This is a genomic window from Pseudoalteromonas sp. Ps84H-4, from assembly GCF_024124645.1.
Lineage (GTDB): Bacteria > Pseudomonadota > Gammaproteobacteria > Enterobacterales > Alteromonadaceae > Pseudoalteromonas > Pseudoalteromonas lipolytica_C.
This window is the reverse complement of record NZ_JAMXSK010000017.1, coordinates 76683-97542: the sequence shown is the minus strand read 5'-3', so window position 1 is coordinate 97542 and position 20860 is coordinate 76683. Positions and strand designations below refer to the sequence as shown.

19 protein-coding genes and 1 pseudogene are annotated in these 20860 nt (G+C 40.5%); 7 read left to right on the top strand and 13 right to left on the bottom strand.

Translation table 11 applies throughout. From position 1 onward, the window contains the following. Positions 1–22: 22 nt before the first annotated feature. The 4 genes from NH454_RS15080 to NH454_RS15065 form a co-directional block, all read right to left on the bottom strand. The gene (locus tag NH454_RS15080; protein WP_253039506.1) at positions 23–943 is read right to left on the bottom strand and encodes an EamA family transporter; all 921 of its coding nucleotides are present in this window, start codon (positions 941–943) and stop codon (positions 23–25) included. Between the two features lie 98 nt (positions 944–1041). Further along, positions 1042–1752, bottom strand: a complete 711-nt coding sequence (locus NH454_RS15075; protein ID WP_253039505.1) for an AraC family transcriptional regulator — start codon at positions 1750–1752, stop codon at positions 1042–1044. A gap of 59 nt (positions 1753–1811) precedes the next feature. Then, positions 1812–2414 (bottom strand): LysE family transporter, encoded by a 603-nt coding sequence (locus tag NH454_RS15070; RefSeq protein WP_199527504.1) that lies wholly within the window; start codon positions 2412–2414, stop codon positions 1812–1814. A gap of 26 nt (positions 2415–2440) precedes the next feature. Beyond that, positions 2441–3271 carry an AraC family transcriptional regulator gene (locus tag NH454_RS15065; protein WP_253039504.1) on the bottom strand — a complete coding sequence of 277 codons (831 nt, stop codon included), beginning with the start codon at positions 3269–3271 and terminating at the stop codon, positions 2441–2443. A gap of 274 nt (positions 3272–3545) precedes the next feature. Between NH454_RS15065 and NH454_RS15060 the strand changes: the two genes are divergently transcribed. Further along, entirely contained in the window at positions 3546–4400 is an 855-nt protein-coding gene (locus tag NH454_RS15060; RefSeq protein WP_253039503.1) for a DUF417 family protein, read from the top strand. A gap of 37 nt (positions 4401–4437) precedes the next feature. Here the strand turns inward: NH454_RS15060 and NH454_RS15055 are convergent, their stop codons facing one another. From NH454_RS15055 to NH454_RS15030, 6 genes and pseudogenes are all read right to left on the bottom strand, one after another. Beyond that, entirely contained in the window at positions 4438–5322 is an 885-nt protein-coding gene (locus NH454_RS15055; RefSeq protein WP_253039520.1) for an alcohol dehydrogenase catalytic domain-containing protein, read from the bottom strand. 60 nt (positions 5323–5382) lie between these two features. Next, a pseudogene (dkgB, locus tag NH454_RS15050) lies at positions 5383–6189 on the bottom strand (2,5-didehydrogluconate reductase DkgB); the annotation flags it as partial. 273 nt (positions 6190–6462) lie between these two features. Next, positions 6463–7665 carry a low temperature requirement protein A gene (locus tag NH454_RS15045; protein WP_253039502.1) on the bottom strand — a complete coding sequence of 401 codons (1203 nt, stop codon included), beginning with the start codon at positions 7663–7665 and terminating at the stop codon, positions 6463–6465. Between the two features lie 12 nt (positions 7666–7677). Beyond that, positions 7678–8043, bottom strand: coding sequence for a hypothetical protein (locus NH454_RS15040; RefSeq protein WP_240704567.1), 366 nt, complete (start codon positions 8041–8043; stop codon positions 7678–7680). A gap of 9 nt (positions 8044–8052) precedes the next feature. Then, the gene (locus NH454_RS15035; protein ID WP_135926799.1) at positions 8053–8601 is read right to left on the bottom strand and encodes a redoxin domain-containing protein; all 549 of its coding nucleotides are present in this window, start codon (positions 8599–8601) and stop codon (positions 8053–8055) included. A 9-nt stretch (positions 8602–8610) separates the two neighbouring features. Continuing rightward, entirely contained in the window at positions 8611–9192 is a 582-nt protein-coding gene (locus tag NH454_RS15030) for an NAD(P)H-dependent oxidoreductase (RefSeq protein WP_105181677.1), read from the bottom strand. Positions 9193–9319: 127 nt separating this feature from the next. Between NH454_RS15030 and NH454_RS15025 the strand changes: the two genes are divergently transcribed. Further along, positions 9320–9676, top strand: coding sequence for a helix-turn-helix domain-containing protein (locus tag NH454_RS15025; RefSeq protein ID WP_054553546.1), 357 nt, complete (start codon positions 9320–9322; stop codon positions 9674–9676). A gap of 29 nt (positions 9677–9705) precedes the next feature. Here NH454_RS15025 and NH454_RS15020 read toward each other — a convergent pair whose 3' ends face one another. The 3 genes from NH454_RS15020 to NH454_RS15010 form a co-directional block, all read right to left on the bottom strand. Further along, positions 9706–10767, bottom strand: coding sequence for an acyl-CoA desaturase (locus NH454_RS15020; RefSeq protein WP_253039501.1), 1062 nt, complete (start codon positions 10765–10767; stop codon positions 9706–9708). Beyond that, entirely contained in the window at positions 10764–11807 is a 1044-nt protein-coding gene (locus NH454_RS15015; RefSeq protein ID WP_253039500.1) for an iron-sulfur cluster-binding domain-containing protein, read from the bottom strand. The genes NH454_RS15020 and NH454_RS15015 overlap by 4 nt, the downstream gene beginning before the upstream one ends. A 402-nt stretch (positions 11808–12209) precedes the next feature. Next, positions 12210–12422, bottom strand: coding sequence for a DUF2061 domain-containing protein (locus NH454_RS15010; RefSeq protein WP_063527308.1), 213 nt, complete (start codon positions 12420–12422; stop codon positions 12210–12212). A gap of 473 nt (positions 12423–12895) precedes the next feature. Between NH454_RS15010 and NH454_RS15005 the strand changes: the two genes are divergently transcribed. The 5 genes from NH454_RS15005 to NH454_RS14985 all read left to right on the top strand — a co-directional run bounded on the left by NH454_RS15005 (position 12896) and on the right by NH454_RS14985 (position 20832). Beyond that, positions 12896–13468 (top strand): cytochrome b, encoded by a 573-nt coding sequence (locus NH454_RS15005; protein WP_253039499.1) that lies wholly within the window; start codon positions 12896–12898, stop codon positions 13466–13468. Positions 13469–13747: 279 nt separating this feature from the next. After that, positions 13748–14497 (top strand): subclass B1 metallo-beta-lactamase, encoded by a 750-nt coding sequence (gene bla / locus NH454_RS15000; protein WP_135926802.1) that lies wholly within the window; start codon positions 13748–13750, stop codon positions 14495–14497. Positions 14498–14729: 232 nt separating this feature from the next. Beyond that, a complete protein-coding gene (locus NH454_RS14995) occupies positions 14730–17420 on the top strand; it encodes a TonB-dependent receptor (protein WP_138558243.1) in 2691 nt (896 codons plus the stop codon). Between the two features lie 66 nt (positions 17421–17486). After that, positions 17487–18263, top strand: a complete 777-nt coding sequence (locus NH454_RS14990; protein WP_138558242.1) for a family 16 glycosylhydrolase — start codon at positions 17487–17489, stop codon at positions 18261–18263. A gap of 37 nt (positions 18264–18300) precedes the next feature. Continuing rightward, entirely contained in the window at positions 18301–20832 is a 2532-nt protein-coding gene (locus NH454_RS14985) for a glycoside hydrolase family 3 protein (protein WP_253039498.1), read from the top strand. Positions 20833–20860: the final 28 nt, after the last annotated feature.

Below are 20860 nucleotides of genomic sequence, written 5' to 3'. Positions count from 1 at the left end.
TTTCCCCTTTAATTATTTTAATTCAGGGTATAAGTAAACGTTTCGAGTAGCGCACTAATATTCGTTTAAAATTGACCGTTTGAATTATCAAGCTAATGCTCACTAAGCCAATTCCAAGCCAGCCAATTTGCTGAAATTGCTCATTTAAAATCACAATAGCCAGTATGGTGGCGATGATAGGCTCAAGTAAAGTAATGAGCACGGCTTGGCTGGCCGCGATGGTTTTTAAGCCAATACTAAATAGCCAATAACCTAAAAACATCGGTACTATGGCCATGTAAAGCGCCACGCAGGTGTTGGTAACTGAGGCAAAAAGCGCATCTCCAGTGATCAATAACGAAGGCAAAAGCACACATGCTGCGCCGCCAAATAGGCTTGCCATAGTCGCTCTTGAATGAACGCCGTTGCTAATTAAACGTTTGGCAACCCATGAATAACCTGCATAGGTAAGCCCTGCAATTAAGCCAAGTAAAATGCCGATGTTTTGGCTAAACAGCCCCTTAGCAGCAAGGTTATGCTCTTTACCTAACGCGATAAAGCCAATACCAATAGCACCAAAGCAAAAGCTGACTAGCCAGCGAGTTGCAATGGGCTTTTTCTCAATTAAGTATTCTAATAAGACGGTAAATAAAGGCGCGCTGGCAATCGAAACAACAGTACCAATTGCCACACCAGCACTATTCATAGAGGTATAAAATGCCAGCGGATAAATAGCCACACAAGCCGAGCCGAGCAAGGTTAGGCTGTAGTGCTTACGTAGTGTACTCGCATTGTTTATTAGCTGTTTTAGTGAGGTTAAACAAAGTAATACGCCGCCAAACCCCATCGCAAACGCACCTATTGCAAAAGGGTTAATGTCTGGTGCAAAGCTTGCGGCCGTGCCTGTTGTGCCCCAAAACACACTGGCAACTAAAACGGCAATGGTCGCGATGGTATGGTTCATTGATGATTCGCTTTAAATTTAAGATATCAAAAGCATAATCAAAATCGATGCACAATTTTTGACAAAAAGGACGGTTTTGTTGGCGTTTAAAACTAAAGTTATTTGTTGAATTTGCTCGGTGATAAACCAAAGAACTTTGAAAAACTGCGGCTAAAAGATGAAAGATCATTGTAACCAACTAACTCACTAATACGTTGTAACGGATAGTCGGTATGACTGAGTAAGGCTTGGGCTTTTTCCATTCGCTGTTTGGTTACATAGTTCATGACAGTCAATCTCGTTTGTTGCTTAAACAGCAGCTTAAATTGCGTTGGGCTTAAACAGGCAATGCTGGCAAGGTGTTTGATTTGAAGAGGAGTACCTAAGTGACTGTCGATATAAAGCAGGGCCTCGCTAATACGGCTGTCGACCTTAGGCTGCATAATTTGCTCAGCTAACAGCAAATTGAAGGTGTTAAACATGGCAAGTTCTAATTCACGATTAACCGCTTGCTCAAGTTGCTTTGCCACAAACTGCAAAAATGCCCAAAGTGATTGATTAATTGCAAACACGCAGCGCTCAGCAGTGGCTAGGTTATCTGGTAGCTTTGGCATATCGGCCACCACAAATCGCGCCTCTGGCATTGCGTTAAACAGGTGTGTTTGCGAGGCTTTGACAACCACGCATTCACCGGGGGCGACTTTACCTTGAAAATCACCCACACTAATAGCAATCACACCTTTTAAGGGCAGTACAAGTTGATGATAGTCATGGCTATGACTAACAGGCTTAGTACTGTAAGAGCGGATAGATAGATTGCCTTGCATCATTTTGTGATAACCGTTTGCTGAATAACGCTATTATGCCTGTTTGCGAGGGATGATCAATTTTAGGCCATTAACGGGGTTAGCACATGCTCGTAGGCAATCATTAGTGCGACATAAACCAACAAAATAGCCATCAGCTTATTAAACACATTAAAAACACCCGGCCGTGATACTTGCTTGCCAAGCATTAAGCCCGCTAACGAGTAACTTGTAGGCGCACCAAAGGCAAGAATGGCTAAAATAAGAGACCAAAATACGATTGCAGCGCCGGTAATATCTGCGCTTGGGAACTGAATCGTAGCAATTGGCAAAGTGGCCACCAAGGCTTTTGGATTTAATAGCTGCATAAACAGGCCATCGAAAAAGCTGAGTGAGGCATCCGCTGAGGTATCATTCACCTGTACTTTTGCTTTTGCAACCTTCCAAGCAATATACAAAATATAGCCGCAACCAATTAAGCTCACATAAGGCAAAAACTGCGGATTGATCACTTGTAAGCCAAGGTAGCCAAGCAGAACAAATAAGATAAACATCGCGCTACCCACGCCAATAAAAAATCCAAGGTGTGAACGAGTTTGTTTATTTAAGCCACTACTTAAGCCGAGTAAATTGATTGGCCCAGGGGTGTACATAATGCCAATAGCATATGCAAAAATATCTGCCATAACAGCTCCAAATCAGTAATTTAGCTCTATCTACGAGCCCATTGCAGTTGAAATTGTTTTGGTGTCATACCGAATACTCGTTTGAAGTTACGATTGAGGTGACTGGCATCTGCAAAGCCAGATTCAACCGCTACGCTGGTGGCATCGCGGCCAACTTGTAACGCTCTACGGGCATAATTAATACGACAGTTCAAAACATATTGATGTGGAGTAATACCGAAGTGCTCGCGAAAGCGGCGGATAAAATGAAACTTAGACATAGTGGCAGCATGGGCAATGTCATCAATAGCAATGTCATTGTTGATATTTGCCAAAATATAGTCTTTTGCGCGCAGAAGTAAGCTATCAACTCGGGTGCTTAAAGCCGGTAAATCAAGGCTACCGTTTAGCCTTACTAAAGATTGCGCCATTTGCAATAGCGCAGCTTCTCGCTCTATTTTGCTGGTGCTATTGGTTTGTAAAAGCCTCGATAAGTTAATCACTTGATTACGCAGTAATGGATCAGCATACAAGGTGTTTGCCATACGTAATGTGCAATCTTGCTTATACCCAAGCGCTTTGAACAACGGCTGAAATTCATCGGGATGAATGTACAGCATTAGATACTCTAGGTTTTGCTCAGTGCCAGAGTGACCATCGTGAATATCTTCAGGATTAAACAAAATGACATTGCCAGGTACGCTTTTATAAAACGCATTACGACAAAAGAAATCTTGCCGCCCCTGTAGAGTAATGCCAATTGAATACTCTTCGTGAGCATGCTTTGCATAGGTAAAATCACTCATAGTCGCAGTCAACATCGAGATGCTCTGATGCTGTTCGTTGTTGATGTACTTAAAGTGATTGTCTTTGCTCACAGATGCTCCTGAAGGTTGTGCGCTTCGTTATTATTCCTACGCCAATATAGCGAAGCAGGCAACCTAAAAACTTGAACAAAATTGCTGATATTGAATGGGAGAGATTTATTTTTGCCTAATTAACAGCGAATAACAGCAAATAGCAGTGATGATTTTATTTATTTTTCAATTTCTTATAAATAGTTCCGGTCTGGCTTTTCTTATATTTGATTTTAGTGTGAATGTTTTTATCCCTAACTTGGGTCTTTTAAATAAGCAGTAAAGTGGGGGTTAAATGAATTTACGTACAGCAAATAATTTAGTGGTTGCACTTATCACTATCAGCTTTTCGTTATTGGGCTTGTCTTTTATCTTAGGGGCAAACCCCAATACCATTGGCAGTATATTTTCGTTTTATGGTTTAGACGCTCAGGTGCCTGCTCATTTAATGAGTATGATAGCAGGCTTTGCATTTTGTTTTGTTGGCATTACCAGCCTTCATTCACATTTGGGGTTTATTAATAAAGCGCTTCCGACCGTCACCGCACTTGCTATCTCACTGGTATGTTTACTAACTCTGCTTGGCGCTAATCGTTGGCTTGCTAGTGAAGGGGGCTTCCCTGTGATTGGTTCGGGGCAGGGGATCATTAAGTATTTTGCTGTTATTCCACTGTTTATATTTGTGTTTTACAAAGATGCTTTAACTGATAAAGCGCATATTGCTCTGAATTATGCATCGGTGGCATTAGTGCTGGTTTGGATTGGCGCCATGAAGTTTTTTGCTTTTGAAGCGAAGGGAATTGTGAGCCTTGTAGAAACATCGCCGTTTATGTCGTGGTTGTATCAGGTTTTTAGTGTGCAGGGTGCATCGAATGTGATTGGCGTGTTTGATATTGTCAGTGTGCTGTTGCTTTGTGTTGGCTTGTTAATTAAGAACAACAAACTAATAGTGTTAGCTGGGCTTGCCTGCTGTGCTGTTTTTATCATGACACAAACATTTTTAATTACCGCACCGAATGCGCTTAGCAGTACAACCGTTTTAGCAGGACTTGGTCAATTTGTGATTAAAGATCTGTGGTTTATTGCGAACTTAGTGATTATCTATCACTTAGCTGTAATTAATAAAACACCTAATCAAACAGCAGAATAAAATAATAAGGCCTCATTAGAGGCCTTTAAAATGAGAACTAAACAACTACAACGGCTTTTTGCTTTTGAACTTTAGAAAACTCAAGCGCATCGTTGAGATTGTTAAATTCAAAGTCAGTAGGTTCTTCAACATTTAAACTACCCGAAGCAATGTCATTAAGGAGTTTTTCTCCATCACTTACAAGGCGTTGCCATTGCTGTGTATCGCCATAATCATGTAATGCACCAAGGGCAATCTCGTGATAAGAAATAGTGCGCGTAAATGGCTCATCTACAGGTGTTTCAATACGTCCTAATATACTGATCACATGGCCATTTGCTTTTAGGAGTGGCACTAACTTTTTAGCTTCTTCAGGGCCGTTAGCATCAAAGAGTGCAAAGTAGCCACCTTCAGAAGGCGCGTCGCGTAATACTAACTTAACGCCAAGTTTTTCAGCTTGTTCTGTCGTTAAGCTTTTTGATAATGCATGAACTTCAAAGCCACTGTGGTTCAGCATTTGCGTCAGTAGTTTATTAACAGCCCCCATGCCGGTAACTAAAACTTTTTCGCCTTTGCGTAATGGTATTTTGCTAAAGGCTTGCCATGCAGTAAGAAGTGGGCAAGGCAATGCAGCAGCAACATTAGCAGCTAACTCTTTTGGTACCTGCATAACACGTTCAGCATAAAGCACCGCGTGTTTAGCAAAGCTGCCGTTTTCACTCAAGCTGTGATGATAAGCGACGGTTTTACCAATTAGTTTAGTGTCGACGCCATCGCCAACTTGCTCAACAACCCCAGCACCGTCTACGCCTGGCGTGTGTGCATCTGGCCAATTAATAGGATCAGCTTGGATAAACTTCCAATCAACTGGATTGATACCAATTGCAAGGTTACGGACTAAAATTTGCCCTGCTTTTAGTGCTGGTACATCTTTTAATCCCAAACCGAGTGCTTTATCAGCACCTTGAAATTGCCAAGCGTGAGTTGTTTTTACTTCATCATGATCCCAGTTAGGAGCAAAATCTGGGTTGGCTTGCCTGTCGCCGCAGCTAAGGGCATCAATTTGATTAATCTCGTCTTGGCTTAAGCTAAGCGAAAGGGCTTTTAAGTTGGTAGCCATATTTTCGCGTTTGGTCGATGACGGTATCGTCACCATATCATGCGCTAATTCCCAAGCAATGACCACTTCAGCGGTGCTCACTTGGTGTTTGTCTGCAATCGCTTTAATGGTTGGATCTTTAAGTACTTTACCTACCGCAAATGGCATATAGCCGGTAACGAGAATGTCGTTTTGCGCACAAAAATCACGTACCTTTTGGTTGGTTAGGTAGGGATGTACTTCTACTTGATTGGTAAATAACGCGCCTTTTGGCAAAATATTTAAGGCTTCTTCCATTTGTGCAGTGGTAAAGTTTGAAACACCAATTTTTTTCGTTAAACCAAGCTCTTTTGCTGATTGTAACTCGGTTAAGTACTCATCCATGCTTTCGCCATTGGCTGGGCTTGGCCAATGAATAAGCAGTAAGTCGATGTAATCTAGTTGGAGCTTAGTCAGGCTTTCTTTTACGCTGTTAATAAAGTCCGTTTTATTTAACTTATCATTCCATACTTTGGTGGTAATAAATAACTCACCACGTGCAACACCACTGTCTTTAATCGCTCGGCCAACAGCTTCTTCGTTACCGTAAATTTGCGCGGTGTCGATGTGTCTAAAGCCCTCTTCAATAGCTGTTAGCACACTTTGATATGCAACTTCGTCTTGTAATCTAAATGTACCAAAACCCAGTTTTGGCATAATTGATTGTGACATCATAACTCCTTAATTATGGAACTTGGGCAAAACATATTCGCCGATGTGCTTTAATGCCCATTCGATGGGTAATTCGTTACGTCTAAAGTGCAGGCCAATGTGATTCACACCGGCATTTTTCATTGCCTTTAGTTATGACATGAGTCCGTTAATGCTTGTTTCAACCCCTAAAGAGGGGCGATTGAATAGCGATATTATTGCTAGGAAAGTCTTTACGAAAAACAGCAGGGATAACAAAACACCTTTGTCGTTTTTGCAAAGGTGTTTTAATCGTTATGAATTAGCTTCTTCTTTTGAAAGTGTAAAGTATGCGCGAGTGACAGGGTAGGCAATTTGTGAAATCAGTGCTGTGCCCCAAAGTAAGTTGCCAATGAGCGAAGGCACATGGGGTAAAATGGGAATGGTAACTAAAGCGAGTATAACGCCAAACATTCTTACTTTAGCTGTTGCAAAACGATGGGCTACACGGTGTTCGATCATTAACTGGATCCACAATAAACTCAATAAGTAGCCTGCTAACCCTACACAGCCAATGACACCATATTTAAGTGGGTAAGGTTGCCAAAACCCAGCTTTCACTTCGCCGGCGAGCGCAACGCCGACCATAACTGCACATAACATTAAAAATAGGTGTGCTAACCACCAACTTACGAGTGTCCATTTATGTTGATTCTTAGGTTTACCATTGCCAACAAAGTCAAAGTAAATCCAGCATTGAACAAATACTGCAATACCGCCAAACATAAAGTTAGCCAGTACAGAGGGGTCGACTTTATAAATTCCTTTTTCTGATAAAGTAATCACCAATTTAAAGAAACCTTCGCCTACGACAATGAGCAGTAAAAGGGCAAAGCGCTCAGACATATGCCCAAGGCGTGGTAAAAAACGTTTATTTTCAAGTACACCAATTTTTGGAGCCATATACAAAACTTGGATAGCGGCAATCGCAGTGCCAAATACCCAATAACGATAGGGTGCAGGCATAAAAGCTGTGGTCGCAAAGATAATGGCAAGTGCAAAGTAGTTACGGCTCACACTGCGTGCTAATTTAGTTGATTCGATCCCCAATTGATTGGTGCGATGAAATAGATACGCTGTAATAAGTCGGTTAGCTGCATAGGTCAATGCAAAATATGTCCAGCCTTTGTCAAGTACATGGGGAATAGAGGCTGCCATAACCATGGCTGTGACAATTTGGCAGGCCATTATCAGCCGATGTTTTACATCGGTACTGACATAGAGTGAGTTAAAAACGCTGGAGTCAGCCCACGCGAACCATACGGTGATGAATAAACCTGCAAAAGTAAGAAAACCACTTAAATGTAAGTGGTCGCTTAAAAAATTACCTAGCAGAAAAATGATTACCACATGGATAAGATCATAAAATAATTCAACCCAATGAACATGGTCATGTGAACTTTTTAAATCTAGGTGATGCTTAGGTAAGCGCCACATTGGGTGGTTTTCTAATGCCATAATTGATCCTATCTATTTCCTTTCGACAATAATTGCAGTGATGGTGGTTTCACCCTCATTTTTGACTTGATGAGTCCATGCGTCATGCCACATCACATAGCCATTGGGGATCTCAAGTGTTGTTTGTGACTCTTTAGTACTGATGGTTGCCTTTCCACCTGTCTCAAAGTAGACAGTTTCAGCATTATGCTTATGCCAATTATCTTGCTCACCTGGTGCTAAAGTCATACGCAAAACAAGTACTTCACTGTTATCTAGCAATACTTCATAGTGATTAGGTGAAGCAATATGTGCATGGGGGAGTTGTGCTGAAAAGGCATGTGGTGAGCACATCATTATGCTCACCAAGCCAATCAGCAAAGTTGTAAATTTGCTCATGGCTACTCTCTACTTATGCATACCGCGAATTGGATAGTTATTTTTTGGGTCGCGTATCCAGCTAAGCCCACTTACCAAGGTTGCTAAATCAGGTCTTACAAATGGGTTATTAGAATAATCAACCACATGTACATTACCTTGCTCGTTAACCACAAACAGAGCAGGCTCTGCGAAAGGGTGATCTGTTTCTTGCGGTGAACGGGGATCAGATATGTAAGTACCTAATGTTTGCATTTGCTCTGTAGTCAAACCGTAAGCAAGTGGAAATGACACAGATAACTGTTCTAAATGCGCTTCTAACTGCTCTTTGCTATCACCTGAAACAGCAATTACATCAACACCCGTTTCTAATAGCGCAGCTTTGTACTGCTCGAGGCTGTTTAAATAGCGAGTACATAAAGGGCAATGCTTACCACGATAAACAACAACAAGCTGCCAGCTTGCACCGTGTTGAGGTTGACCAAGAACAGCCTCTTCACCATTCAAAAGTGCAGCACTAATACTAGGAAATGCACTGCCCGGATGGAGTTTATTGCTATAAACAGATTCGTTACTCATGAGTGCTCCTTAAAAGTTCTCGTTTAAGTGTTTTTCAAAGCGCGCAAAGTCGCTGTCGATGTCTGCATTTTTCATCACGTCATAACAGGCGAAAGTAGGTAACCCTTGCATACCGAAAAACTTAAAGTTCATATGCATTGGGAAAACAAGGTCATCAACACTTTTACCTTCAAAAAAGTCAGTGGCATCTGCAAATGATTCTGCAGGTGCATTTAAAGTCAGCGACATCATGTATTGAGTGTTATTTAAGGTTCCGCCTTTACCGTAATTGGCTTTTGGATTGTCTTGATGACGACCATCACCATGGCAAAGCGCTCCACCCATACCCGCGGTGTACACTTCATCCATGTATTTTTTGAATGACCAAGTCATACCCATCCAGTTAATAGGTGATTGCAAAAAGACGATATCTGCCCATTGATGGTTCTCAAGTTCAGTTTCTACATCAAATTCGTCTTGTGTATTAACCACCCGAGTTTGATAGCCTTTTGCTTGAAAAAAAGCGTCGGCTTTTTCGATTAAAGCAGCATTTAACTTACCTTCAGAAAAAGGGTAATAGTGATGTGCGTTAAGAATTAATACGTTTTTCATAGTTGAGTATCCGTTTGCTAGTTACTTTATCGTGTTCAAAATACATTCTGTGGTATATAATAGTAACCTAGATTATTTAATCAACCAGTCACCTTTTTGTAACTAGTCTGAAAAATGCGAGGATGTTTTGGAAAGTTCAGTAGAAACAGATAGTAAGGGTAGAAAAAAAGTTTTAAATGCTTGCATGGAGCCGTGTGCTATTGAAAAAGGCATGCGTTTGATTGGCGGTAAATGGACGGGATCTATTATCTATCATTTAAAAGATGGCCCTGTGCGTTTTAATGATTTAACGCGTATGCTGGGTGGTGCAAGCAAAAAGATGATAGACCAACGTCTAAAAGAGCTTGAAAGTAGAGCGATGATCACCCGTCATGTTATTAGCACCCGCCCGATAGCGGTGACCTATGAGCTTACTGACTTTGGTCGCTCAGCACTGCATATTCTCGATGAGTTACGGGTTTGGTCTGAATCGAATGAGATTTAACGCCAGCGCTATGCACTGGCGTGTATTACTTACGGAAAAGAGTAGCGTACAATTCGTTTTACTACAGAAAAGTACTGGCGAAAGAAGCCGCCGGTATTGTAGTGGATGCCGTGCTCTTTAAAGATAGCTTGCACCTTAGGGGCTATTTCGCGGTAACGTTTTGCGGGTAAATCTGGGAATAAGTGGTGCTCTATTTGATAGCTCAAGTGCCCAGTCATTACATGAAACAGATTACCCCCTTTGATATTTGATGAGCCCAACGCTTGGCGGTAATACCACTGACCTTGCGATTCATTTTCGCAGTCTTGCTGGTTAAATGTTTCAACTTCACCGGTAAAGTGCCCGCAAAAGATAATGGTTGAGGTCCATAGGTTACGTAATAAGTTAGCCGCTAGGTTACCTGTGAAAACCCACAAAAATAAAGGCCCAGCAAGCAATGGAAAGAGCAGGTAGTCTTTCACTAACTGGCGTGCTCCTTTACTAAAAAAGCGTTTTTTCAGTTCGCTGTGCGGTACTTTGTAATCGCGGTCATCTTTTTTCTTGCCAAAAAATACTCGCTCGGCTGCCATTTCATGGTACGACACACCCCATTGGAACAGCACACTGAGTAATAGGTAAGTAACAAACTGCCAAAGGTTTTTTACCCGCCAACGAAAGTCATTCGATAAGCGCAGTAATCCATAGCCGAAGTCGCGATCTTTACCAATAATATTGGTATAGGTGTGGTGTTCGTAGTTGTGAACGCGGTTCCAGCTAGCCCCATCGCACGCTATATCCCACTCGTAAGACTTTGAATTTATGTATTTATCATTCATCCAGTCGTATTGGCCATGCATCACATTGTGGCCAATTTCCATGTTATCGAGGATTTTTGCAGTGGCTAAACTAAGCACCCCCACGAGCCATAAAACAGGCTGAATAAAGCCTAGCATTAATAGAATTCGGCCACTCCATTCAAACACTCGTTGGCAAACAATAACGCGGCGAATGTATTTCGCGTCTTGCTCACCGAGTTTTGATTTTACATCTGCTTTAACGCTATCGAGTTGAGCTGCTAATTTTTCAAAATTGACTGTTTTTGTTGTGTTCATGCTGATAACTCCACGTCACTGACTGGTTGCGATATGCAAAGTTGAATTAATTGCTCTGAGCTATCAGAGAGCTCACCGGTACGAATATCACGCACGATGCCTTGCTTTTTAACGCACTGGCATTGATGGCAAATGCCCATACCACAGCCAACTGTCACCGGTTGCTTATTTGCTTGTAAGTGAGAAAGCAGGGTTTGTTGGTTATCAATAGTGAATGTTTTGCCCTGATGAGTGAGTGTTAATTCGTGCTTATCAGTGGTTGCTAAAACAGCTGGGACTGCACTGAAATGCTCACTATTTATAGGTGTATCTAACTGTTCAGCTAAAGTGGCTGCTTGGTTATACAAAGAAGTTGGGCCGCATACTAACCAGTGTTTATGCGCATTTGGTGTCAGCCATGTCGTCGCATCGCCATCTTTGCTGCGCTCAAGTAAGTGGTAATCAAAATTGCTCAGTGATTGTTTTAGTTGCTCAAGCTCATCTTTAAGCCAGTGGCTGTTTGGTTTTGCGTAATAAAGCAAGGTTATGGTTTTTTTGCTATCAGCGGGTATAGATTTAAGCATAGCTATAAATGGCGTAATGCCAGAACCACCGGCAAGCATAATTAAAGAGCGAGCAGTATTTGGCATAACAAACTGGCCTTTAGGCTCAGAAATATTAAGCCATTGCCCAGACTTCAGACTAGTTAGCTTTGATGTAAACGCGCCTATCTCTTGACTGCGGATCAGTAACCTAATTTGACCTTGCTGTTTTGCCATGTGTGGTTCGCTTGCGATGGTAAATACACGCGTTAGCAATCGCCCATTTGTTTGTATAGTTAACGCAATATGCTGGCCTGCTTGATGAATTGGCCATGCTTTTTCTGGTTCAAGAACCAGCTCAACACTTTGTTCAGCAAACACTTGTACGTGTTTTACTTGTGCACGAAAGTAGCCTTCGCGCCAGCCAGGTTTAAAGCACTGGATCACAGGTTCCCAGTATCCAGACCATGATTGATGATGTAATAAGTGTTTTGATAATGAATTAAATAACGCGCTCATTTTTTGCCTTTAGCTTACAGCTGTACGCTCACTTAGCGCACAAGTGTAAGTCGAAAAGTGATAATTGCAAGTCTAATTTGAGTATTAGCTCTAAATTGACGGAGCTTTATTCAACTTTTAAGAATTTAAAATGTGATAAGGAGAGCTTTAGGAATAGCTGCTTTTTATTTTAATTCATGGGGATATGCTTGATAGGTTCAGCTCATGTAGGTAATTATTCAGGGAAGTGAGAGTGTAGAGCTCATTTACAGGACGTGTTTGAATTTGGCTATAAAGCTTAACAACAATAGCCAGTTTAGTTTGCAGCTTTGCCACCGGCCCTAGTGGCAAAGCTAAATTGACAGTTTGAGATGTAAGATGGGGTATTCGTTGCTTTGTGAGCCAATTCAATCTAGTTAATTCTTATGCAAACATTATCCCATCTGGGTTTTGTTTGAAGCTATCCTTACTCTCTAGATTGCGCCACACCTTTTCGTGAAAGTAAAACGCAACCGTATTGACCGCAGGCTCAACAATGGCAACCAAGCCACCAATTAAAAAGCTACCTGTTAAAAAGTAGGTCACTGTAAACGCGATTGTGAAGTGCATTATTGCAAAAGTAACTGTTTTAATCATTTTGAATACCCTAACTCTCATAATTTGATGAGTTTAGTATTGCTCATTATTTTTAATCTTTAAAATGGAATAAAAAGATTATTGTAATCGGAAAAGTGGATTGTAATTTTCACGGTAATGCTCATGAAGTTTTATTTCAAATTCTACGAACTCAAATAGAAGTAGATGGTGAGAGTTGTTCGGAAATATGCTTGTCAGTTGGGGTAATAAACTGCGTATTGCTCACGATAATGTAAGGCGGATCTTGAGGGCTATAAAGAGTAGTAAGCTTATATAATTAAATGACTTAAGTTTATTTTAAGTTTAAACAAGTACAGTAGAGTTTCGCTAATAAGTAAACAAGATAATTTTAGATAGCTCATTTTTTGTTTTAGATCATTACAACAAGAGCGCTCAAAGGATAGCTTAATTGTGAGTCTATATTACGTATAAATTGGGCACTTATCTAAAGGCGTTTTTACTAAAGAGGCATTATGAATATTAAAAATACAACGACTCATTACAATACTTTTTCTATTGTATTGCACTGGCTTATGTTTATTTTAATCGTCACTGTTTTTGGCAGTATTGAATTGCGCGAGTTGTTTGATAAAGGTACAGAAACCCGCGACGCTTTTAAAATGTGGCATTTTATGTTGGGTTTATCTGTTTTAGCTCTAGTAGGTATCAGGTTAGTGGTGCGTGTACTGGCAGGCTCAACGCCTGCGATAAAACCTGAGCCTGCAAAGTGGCAAAATACATTGGCTAAACTAGTGCACCTTGCGCTCTATGTCTTCATGATTGCAATGCCAATAGCAGGTTGGCTGATATTGAGTATGGCTGGTAAAGCAGTGCCATTTTTTGGCTTAGAGCTTCCTCCTTTAGCAAGTGAAAATAAAGACCTTGCTAAAACGATTAAAGAATTACACGAGACAGTGGGTGAAGTTGGCTACTACTTAATAGGTATACATGCCGCTGCTGCATTAGTTCACCATTACTTTTTGGCTGATAACACTTTAAAACGTATGTTACCTCTAAAAAGTGAACATTTAGATAAGTCTGAGTAGTTAAACCTTGAAGCCACATACCATGATTTATGGTGTTATGTTTATGGCGCAAAGAGCCACTATTGCCACTTTCTTCAATCACACTGAAGAGAATTAGTTAGCGAACATCTTAAAAGCTATAACTGACTAATTCTCATACTCGCTTTCTATATCACTAAAAAATAGTACTACTTCTTATAGACTTACAAATAAATAGTGCTTCATAATTATATTCCTACCTATTGGTAGTTTTTATTATAATTTATTTTTTTTGGTCTTAATTCAGGGATATATAGAGCGATGATGAAATTTAGGATGCTCGGTTATTTTGTTTTTTTTCTTTTAATATGTAGTTTTCATGGTGCAGCGCAAGATAGCAAGCCTAATCAAGTCACTATCACTGCGCTAGATGAAGGGGTGTGGCTGCATACATCTTATTATACTTACCCAAATGGTACACGATTTCCTTCAAATGGCTTAATTGTTAAAGAAGGAGATAGTTTGACACTTATCGACACTGCGTGGGGAGAGTTACTCACTTTAGATCTTCTCGAAGCAATACACTCTGAAATTAAACTGCCAGTAAGCAAAGCATTTGTTACACATGCCCACGGTGACCGAGCAGCAGGAGTTGATGTACTTGAATCTAAGGGGATCGATGTTTTTGCCCATCCATTAACTGTTCAGCTAACGACAGAGCAAGGAGCGGCAGTGCCAAACAATACCATTAAAGAGCTTAAAGAAGCAGGCTCAGTTGTTAAATTTGGCTCACTTGAGCTGTTTTATCCAGGGGCCGGGCATGCAATGGACAATGTTATGGCATGGTTACCTGAAAAAAGAATTTTATTTGGTGGTTGTGCGGTTCGATCACTTCAGTCATCATCTGTTGGTAACTTAGTTCATGGCGACATTCATTCTTGGCTAAATATAACAAAGCAATTAAATAAACAATTTAAAAGCGCAGTGATGGTTGTTCCTGGGCATGGTGATGTAGGCGGATATGAGTTGCTCTCTCACACAGAAAAATTAATATCCGATCACCTTAAATAGACATTGATGATGGTGGCTTTAAACTAAATCTGAACAGTTTAAAGCCCCTTTATTTCCTTGTGGTCTGCGCTCAAAAAGTACGTAAAACCCAACGTAAAAGTAACTTTAAATTCGCTTTGTATTATTTCAAACTCGTCTTGCCGAATTTGACTGGTAATGAAAAATGAACCTGCAGATACTGTTAATTAAAAGTAAATACTTTTAAATTTGAACACACATCTAAAGGTTGAATATGCACACAATAAATAAAAAGGCATTAGCAGTTGCTGTCGCTTTAGCTTGCTCATTACCTGTACATGCACAAAACGAAAATCAGCAGGATATTGACAATAAAGTATCAAAAGAGCCGCAAAGTGGCTTAGAAATCATTTCTGTTACGGCAACAAAACGCAAAACGAAGTTGATGGAAACACCGGTAGCAATTACGGCGTTAACAGAAGCTGAGCTTAAAAAAAATGGTGTTAATAATATTAAGGATATTGCGAACCTTGTTCCTAGCCTTGATATTTCAACAGCAACCGACCAATCAGCACCCGTTATTTCAATGCGCGGGGTACGCTCAACCAATCTAACAGAGCTAGGTGATCCAGCGGTTGGTGTGCACTTAGATGGTGTGTATTCACCGAGAATGCAAGGTGCGCTTGCATTGATGTACGATATTGACCGTGTTGAAGCATTACGTGGTCCTCAAGGCACCTTATTCGGCCGAAATTCTACGGTTGGTAGTATTAATGTTATATCTGCAAAGCCACAATTTGAAAATTTCTTTGGTAATGTGAATGTTGAGGCAGGTAAGTACAACAGCAAAAACATTGATGGCGTTGTTAATATTCCAATTAACGAGGAATTTGCAGTTCGTTTCGCAGCAAAAGGTTTGAAGCGTGATTCTTATTTAGAAGGCTACTATGATCCTAACCAGTACGATACTCGCAGGCTTTCTGATGATGTATTAAATGCACCTGTAATATCAGAAGACTCTTATCAAGGTGTTGGTCAAACTGTTACTCAAAGAGAAAACTGGTGGATTGATGGTGCTGGTACCGATCCTGAAGCACAAAAAGTTCGCGCATTAACACCTGCAGATAAAAGTGATTTTTATAACAATGCAGATGAATATTCATTCCGTGTGAGCACACTTTGGGAGCCATTAAATGGTAATTTCTCAAACCATACGGTTTTCCAAAAGTACGTAAATAACAGCAACAATAATCTTGATTTAGTTAACTGTGATAAGTTAAGAGGACGTCCAGCTGAAATGGGGGGCGATTGCTCAAATTTCTTGCCAAGTGACAACACTTATCAAGCGGTTGTGAATGTTCCTGGACAATTAGATTTAGACATCACTTATCTTCGCAACACATTAAATTATAACCTAAATGACGAATACAATATCGTTTGGTTGATGGGTTATGAAGACATGAAAAGAGAGTCAGCACAAGACAGTGAAGTAGGTCTTGACCCATGGGATGGTGCAACCTACTTTTTAAACGGCACTGGGGCTGAATCGTTTTCAACAGAATTACAACTTCAATCTGATGAATATGGTGACTTCATATGGATTGTAGGGGCAAACTACTTCCACGAAAAAACCACAACCGTGGGTTATTATGATAATCCAATGGATGATAAAGCGTTTTGGGATCAACCTGATCGCTCAACAGATGCATTTGCCATTTTTGGTCAAGGAACATACAAACTAACCGAGAAGTTACATGCAACTTTAGGCTATCGTTTTAGTGATGAAACTAAGCAAGACAAAGGCGGCAGAACGTATCGATGCTCAAATGCCGATGGGTGTGCTGTAGGTTGGTTAAATAGAACAGACCTAAACAATCTGCCAGTCGACTATTACGAAGACCCATCTATATATGCGTCCTACTTTGAAAATGACAACAAAGGAAGCTGGCAACATCATGACTTCCGTGTTGGCTTAGATTATGACATTTCATCAGAAACCATGCTGTATGCATATTTAGCGAGTGGCTTTAAAGCGGGTGGCATTGGTGATGTATACGAAGTAGTTAACGATAGAACCGGTGATGTTACCCGGTTTGAAACGAAGTTTGATCCAGAAGAAGTATTAACGTGGGAGCTAGGGGCTAAATCAAGCTTTTTTGATAACTCACTGAATTTAAAAGCTGCTTTTTTCTATACAGACTATACAGATATGCAATATGCATCGGTTGGTTCGATCGGTAATGTTGAACGCTTATCAGTTGTGGAAGATGATAACGGAACACCGATTTTAGGTGATGATGGCGAGCCTCTTCTTGATTATCAAAATCAACCTGTGATTGCTTATTACACTCAGAATGTTCCAGCATCAACAATTAAAGGTATTGAATTTGAATTTGACTGGAAGCCATATCCAAATGGTCGCATTACAGGTTACGTAACTTGGACTGACGCTAAAATTACGGAAGATTGGAATACTAAGTGGGATTATGATTCAGAGTATCTATTTGATATCTCTTATGAAGAATCAAAAGATCCAGAAAACACATTGTTAGCGACAAACCTCAAAGGTAACAACCTAGCAATGACACCTAAATACACTGCGAATATTAGTTATACGCATACGTTCAATTTAGGTGAGTATGGCTTTATTCATGGTTGGTTTAACGCAAGTTGGAAAGATAAATCGTATTCAACGGTGTGGAATCTTGATAAACATTTAGATGATATGGATTTTGCAGTTTCAGACGAAGCGACAAAATATATTGATGATAGCCGAGATGCATTCGCCGTTTATAACGCATCTTTGAAGTATGAGCCTCAAAGCCAAAAATGGTATGCGGAGTTATTCATTAACAACGCTTCTGATGAGACCATTCAATATTGGAACAACACAAGTAAAGGTGTACCAAAAGGTAGTTTTGGCATGCCGAGATACTATGGTGTTAGAGCCGGTTTCTCATTTTAACCTTACGATTAAGCGCTCTCATATTGCTCAGCAATATGAGAGCTAACCAGATTAAGAGGCAAAAAAATGAAAAAATTATGGCTACCTCTAGCAACTTTATGTGTTGCTTTTTTATCCCCTAGTTTAAGTGCAAACTACTTCAAAGATAACTTTTCTTGGGGATACAACACGAGTATTTGGACTGCACGACAAGGTGACAATGGCACGCCATTTGGGTGCTCCTTTGAGCCTAATATGCAAAGCCCCAGCGAGCATGGCTTAACACTAACCTTATCGCAAGGCACATGCTCAGAATTACAGAGCAATCAGTTTTACAGTTATGGCAAGGTACAAGGTCGATTAAAGTCAGGCAATGTTGCTGGTACGGTTTCATCGATATTCACTTATACCTCATGGTGGGATAGTCCAGGTCGAGCATGGCAAGAAATAGACATTGAATTGCTGCCCTCACTTGGTAATGTTGTACATACAAATATTATCTATCAACCGCAAGGTGGTTTATATCAAAGCTGGGAACAAGACATCGATTTAAGCCAATTTGGGCTTGATTACCGTGAAAATCTGCTCATGATAGGCTTTGATTGGTCTAGCAGTGTTATTCGTTGGTATCTGTATGATGCCAATGGCCAAGAGCAAACTATTCGTACCGTTTATAAAGATAATGGTGATGGTGTGCTGGCAAATAATGAGATACCTGCATACGCTTGGCCTGTTGATAACACCAAAATTATGATTAATCACTGGCACGGCGATAACTCACAAGAAGCCAATTACTTTCCTGGGCAATATTATGGTGCTTCATCTTGGGTATATTATGATTTTATTGAATACATACCTAACTAACTATTTATTTTTCAACGTGTTGTATTATAGGTTTTAAATGTCTAGATTTAAATTTCCACCATTATTATTAAGCCCATTGGTTCTTATTGGGCTTGTTTATAGTCATCTTTCACATGCCATCGACAGCGAACAGGTAAACTGGCCTGATGTAAACACTAAACTCAAACAAGACCCTGCTGTTGAGAAGCAAATTGATGAGCTCATTGAAGGAATGACAATTGAGCAAAAAGTAGCACAAATGGTTCAACCTGAAATAGGCTATTTAAGTGTCGAACAGATGCGCAAGTATGGCTTTGGATCCTACTTAAATGGTGGTAACACCGCGCCTTATGGTAATAAACGTGCCTCGATGAAACAGTGGCTTCAATATGCCGATGAGATGTATCAGGCATCAGTAGATGCATCGATAGATGGAAGCGCAATTCCGACGGTTTGGGGCACAGATGCAATGCATGGACATAGCAATGTTTATGGAGCTACGTTATTTCCACATAACATAGGTTTAGGTGCAACCAGAGATAAAGAGCTAATTAAACGCATTGGTCAAGCGACAGCAAAAGAAGTTGCTGCAACCGGAATAGAATGGAGTTTTGCGCCTACTGTCGCAGTGGTCAGAGATGATCGGTGGGGCAGAACATATGAGAGTTATTCTGAGAACCCTGATTTAGTTAAAGATTACGCAGGCGAAATGGTTGTAGGTATTCAGGGAAGCATCAACAATGATTTCTTAACAGGAACAAATCGTATTGCAACAGCAAAGCACTTTGTTGGTGATGGTGGAACTGAGCGTGGTATAGACCGTGGCAACACTATTATTGATGAAAAAGGTTTGAGAGATATTCATAGTCCTGGCTATTTTTCAGCAATAAATGAAGGTGTTCAGTCAGTTATGGCATCTTTTAATAGCTGGAACGGTCAACGTGTGCACGGTGATAAGTATTTGCTAACAGAGGTACTTAAAAAGCAAATGGGCTTTGATGGCTTTGTTGTCAGTGACTGGAATGCTCACAAATTTGTTGAGGGTTGTGATTTAGAGCAATGTGCTGCAGCTATCAATGCAGGTGTTGATGTTATTATGGTTCCAGAGCACTTTGAAGCCTTTTATCACAACACGGTTGCGCAAGTGAAAGAGGGTACTATTTCTGAAGAAAGAATTAATGATGCTGTTCGACGTTTTTTAAGAGCGAAGATCAGATGGGGCTTATTCTCAAGAGGTAAACCATCAAGCCGATCTGAATCTCAGCATCCTGAATGGTTAGGTGCTGCCGAGCACCGTGAGCTTGCTAGAGAAGCTGTTCGTAAATCATTAGTATTATTGAAAAATAATGACAAAATACTGCCAATTAAAGCAACAAGCAAGATACTGGTTGCTGGTGATGGTGCCGATAGTATTGCAAAGCAAGCAGGTGGATGGAGTGTTTCGTGGCAAGGCACAGACAACACCAATGACGACTTTCCAAATGCGACGTCAATTTTTGCTGGTTTAAAGAAGCAAGTTGAAAATGCCGGTGGGCAAATTGAACTTAATGAAACCGGAAACTACTCGGTCAAACCTGATGTAGCTATTGTTGTTATTGGCGAAGAACCTTATGCAGAGTGGTTTGGTGATATCGAATATCTTGAATATCAGCATAAAACAAAAGCAGATCTAGCATTATTGAAAAAGTTAAAAGCAGACGGCATTGCGGTTGTTACTGTATTTTTGAGCGGTAGACCACTTTGGATAAATAAAGAACTCAATGCATCTGATGCATTTGTTGCTGCATGGTTACCTGGCTCAGAAGGCGAGGGCGTAGCAGATGTTTTATTGACCGATAAGAAAGGCAACATTCAACATGATTTTTCAGGTAAGTTGAGCTTTTCATGGCCAAAGTATGACACGCAATACACATTAAACTTAGGTGATGAAAACTATGATCCATTGTTTGCTTACGACTACGGATTAACCTACCAAGACACGGTTAATGTGCCTTTACTGAGTGAAAAAACATCACCTAAAAAGCAAGCTAATGAAGACGCAAAGCCACTGTTTGTTAGAGGCTTAGCAGAGAACTTAGTTTGGCGCTTAAAAGACGCAAATACCGCTGCCATCGAAACAACAGGTTCATCTGCAACCAGTGGTGATGGTGCTAGTTTGTTAATGCAATCAGTTAACTTGTCTTATCAGGAAGATGCAAGACAATTCATTTGGCGAGCAGGCGCAAAGAAAGCTACTTTGAGCTTAAGCTATCAGCAGCCTGAAGTACTCAGTGATGCAAGTAAGTCAGCTATTCTTGAACTTAAAATGAGAGTTAACACAGCGCCAAGTAAAGCGACTCAAATACAATTAATGTGTAACAATAACCATTGCATGCGTAACATTAAGTTTGAATCAATAGAAGCCTTGATGAATGATAAGAAATGGCATACGTTAGCGATACCGTTAAATTGTCCATCTGCGTTAAATACTATGACCAAGGTGACAGAGGTGCTAAACGTTTCAGCAAATGCTGCCAGCTTAGCTGTTGCGGATATAGCACTGACTAGTAAACCAAATGCAGATGCTTATTTACTCTCATGCTCTGACTAAATCTTAGTAAAGCTGATGAGCAAGTAAT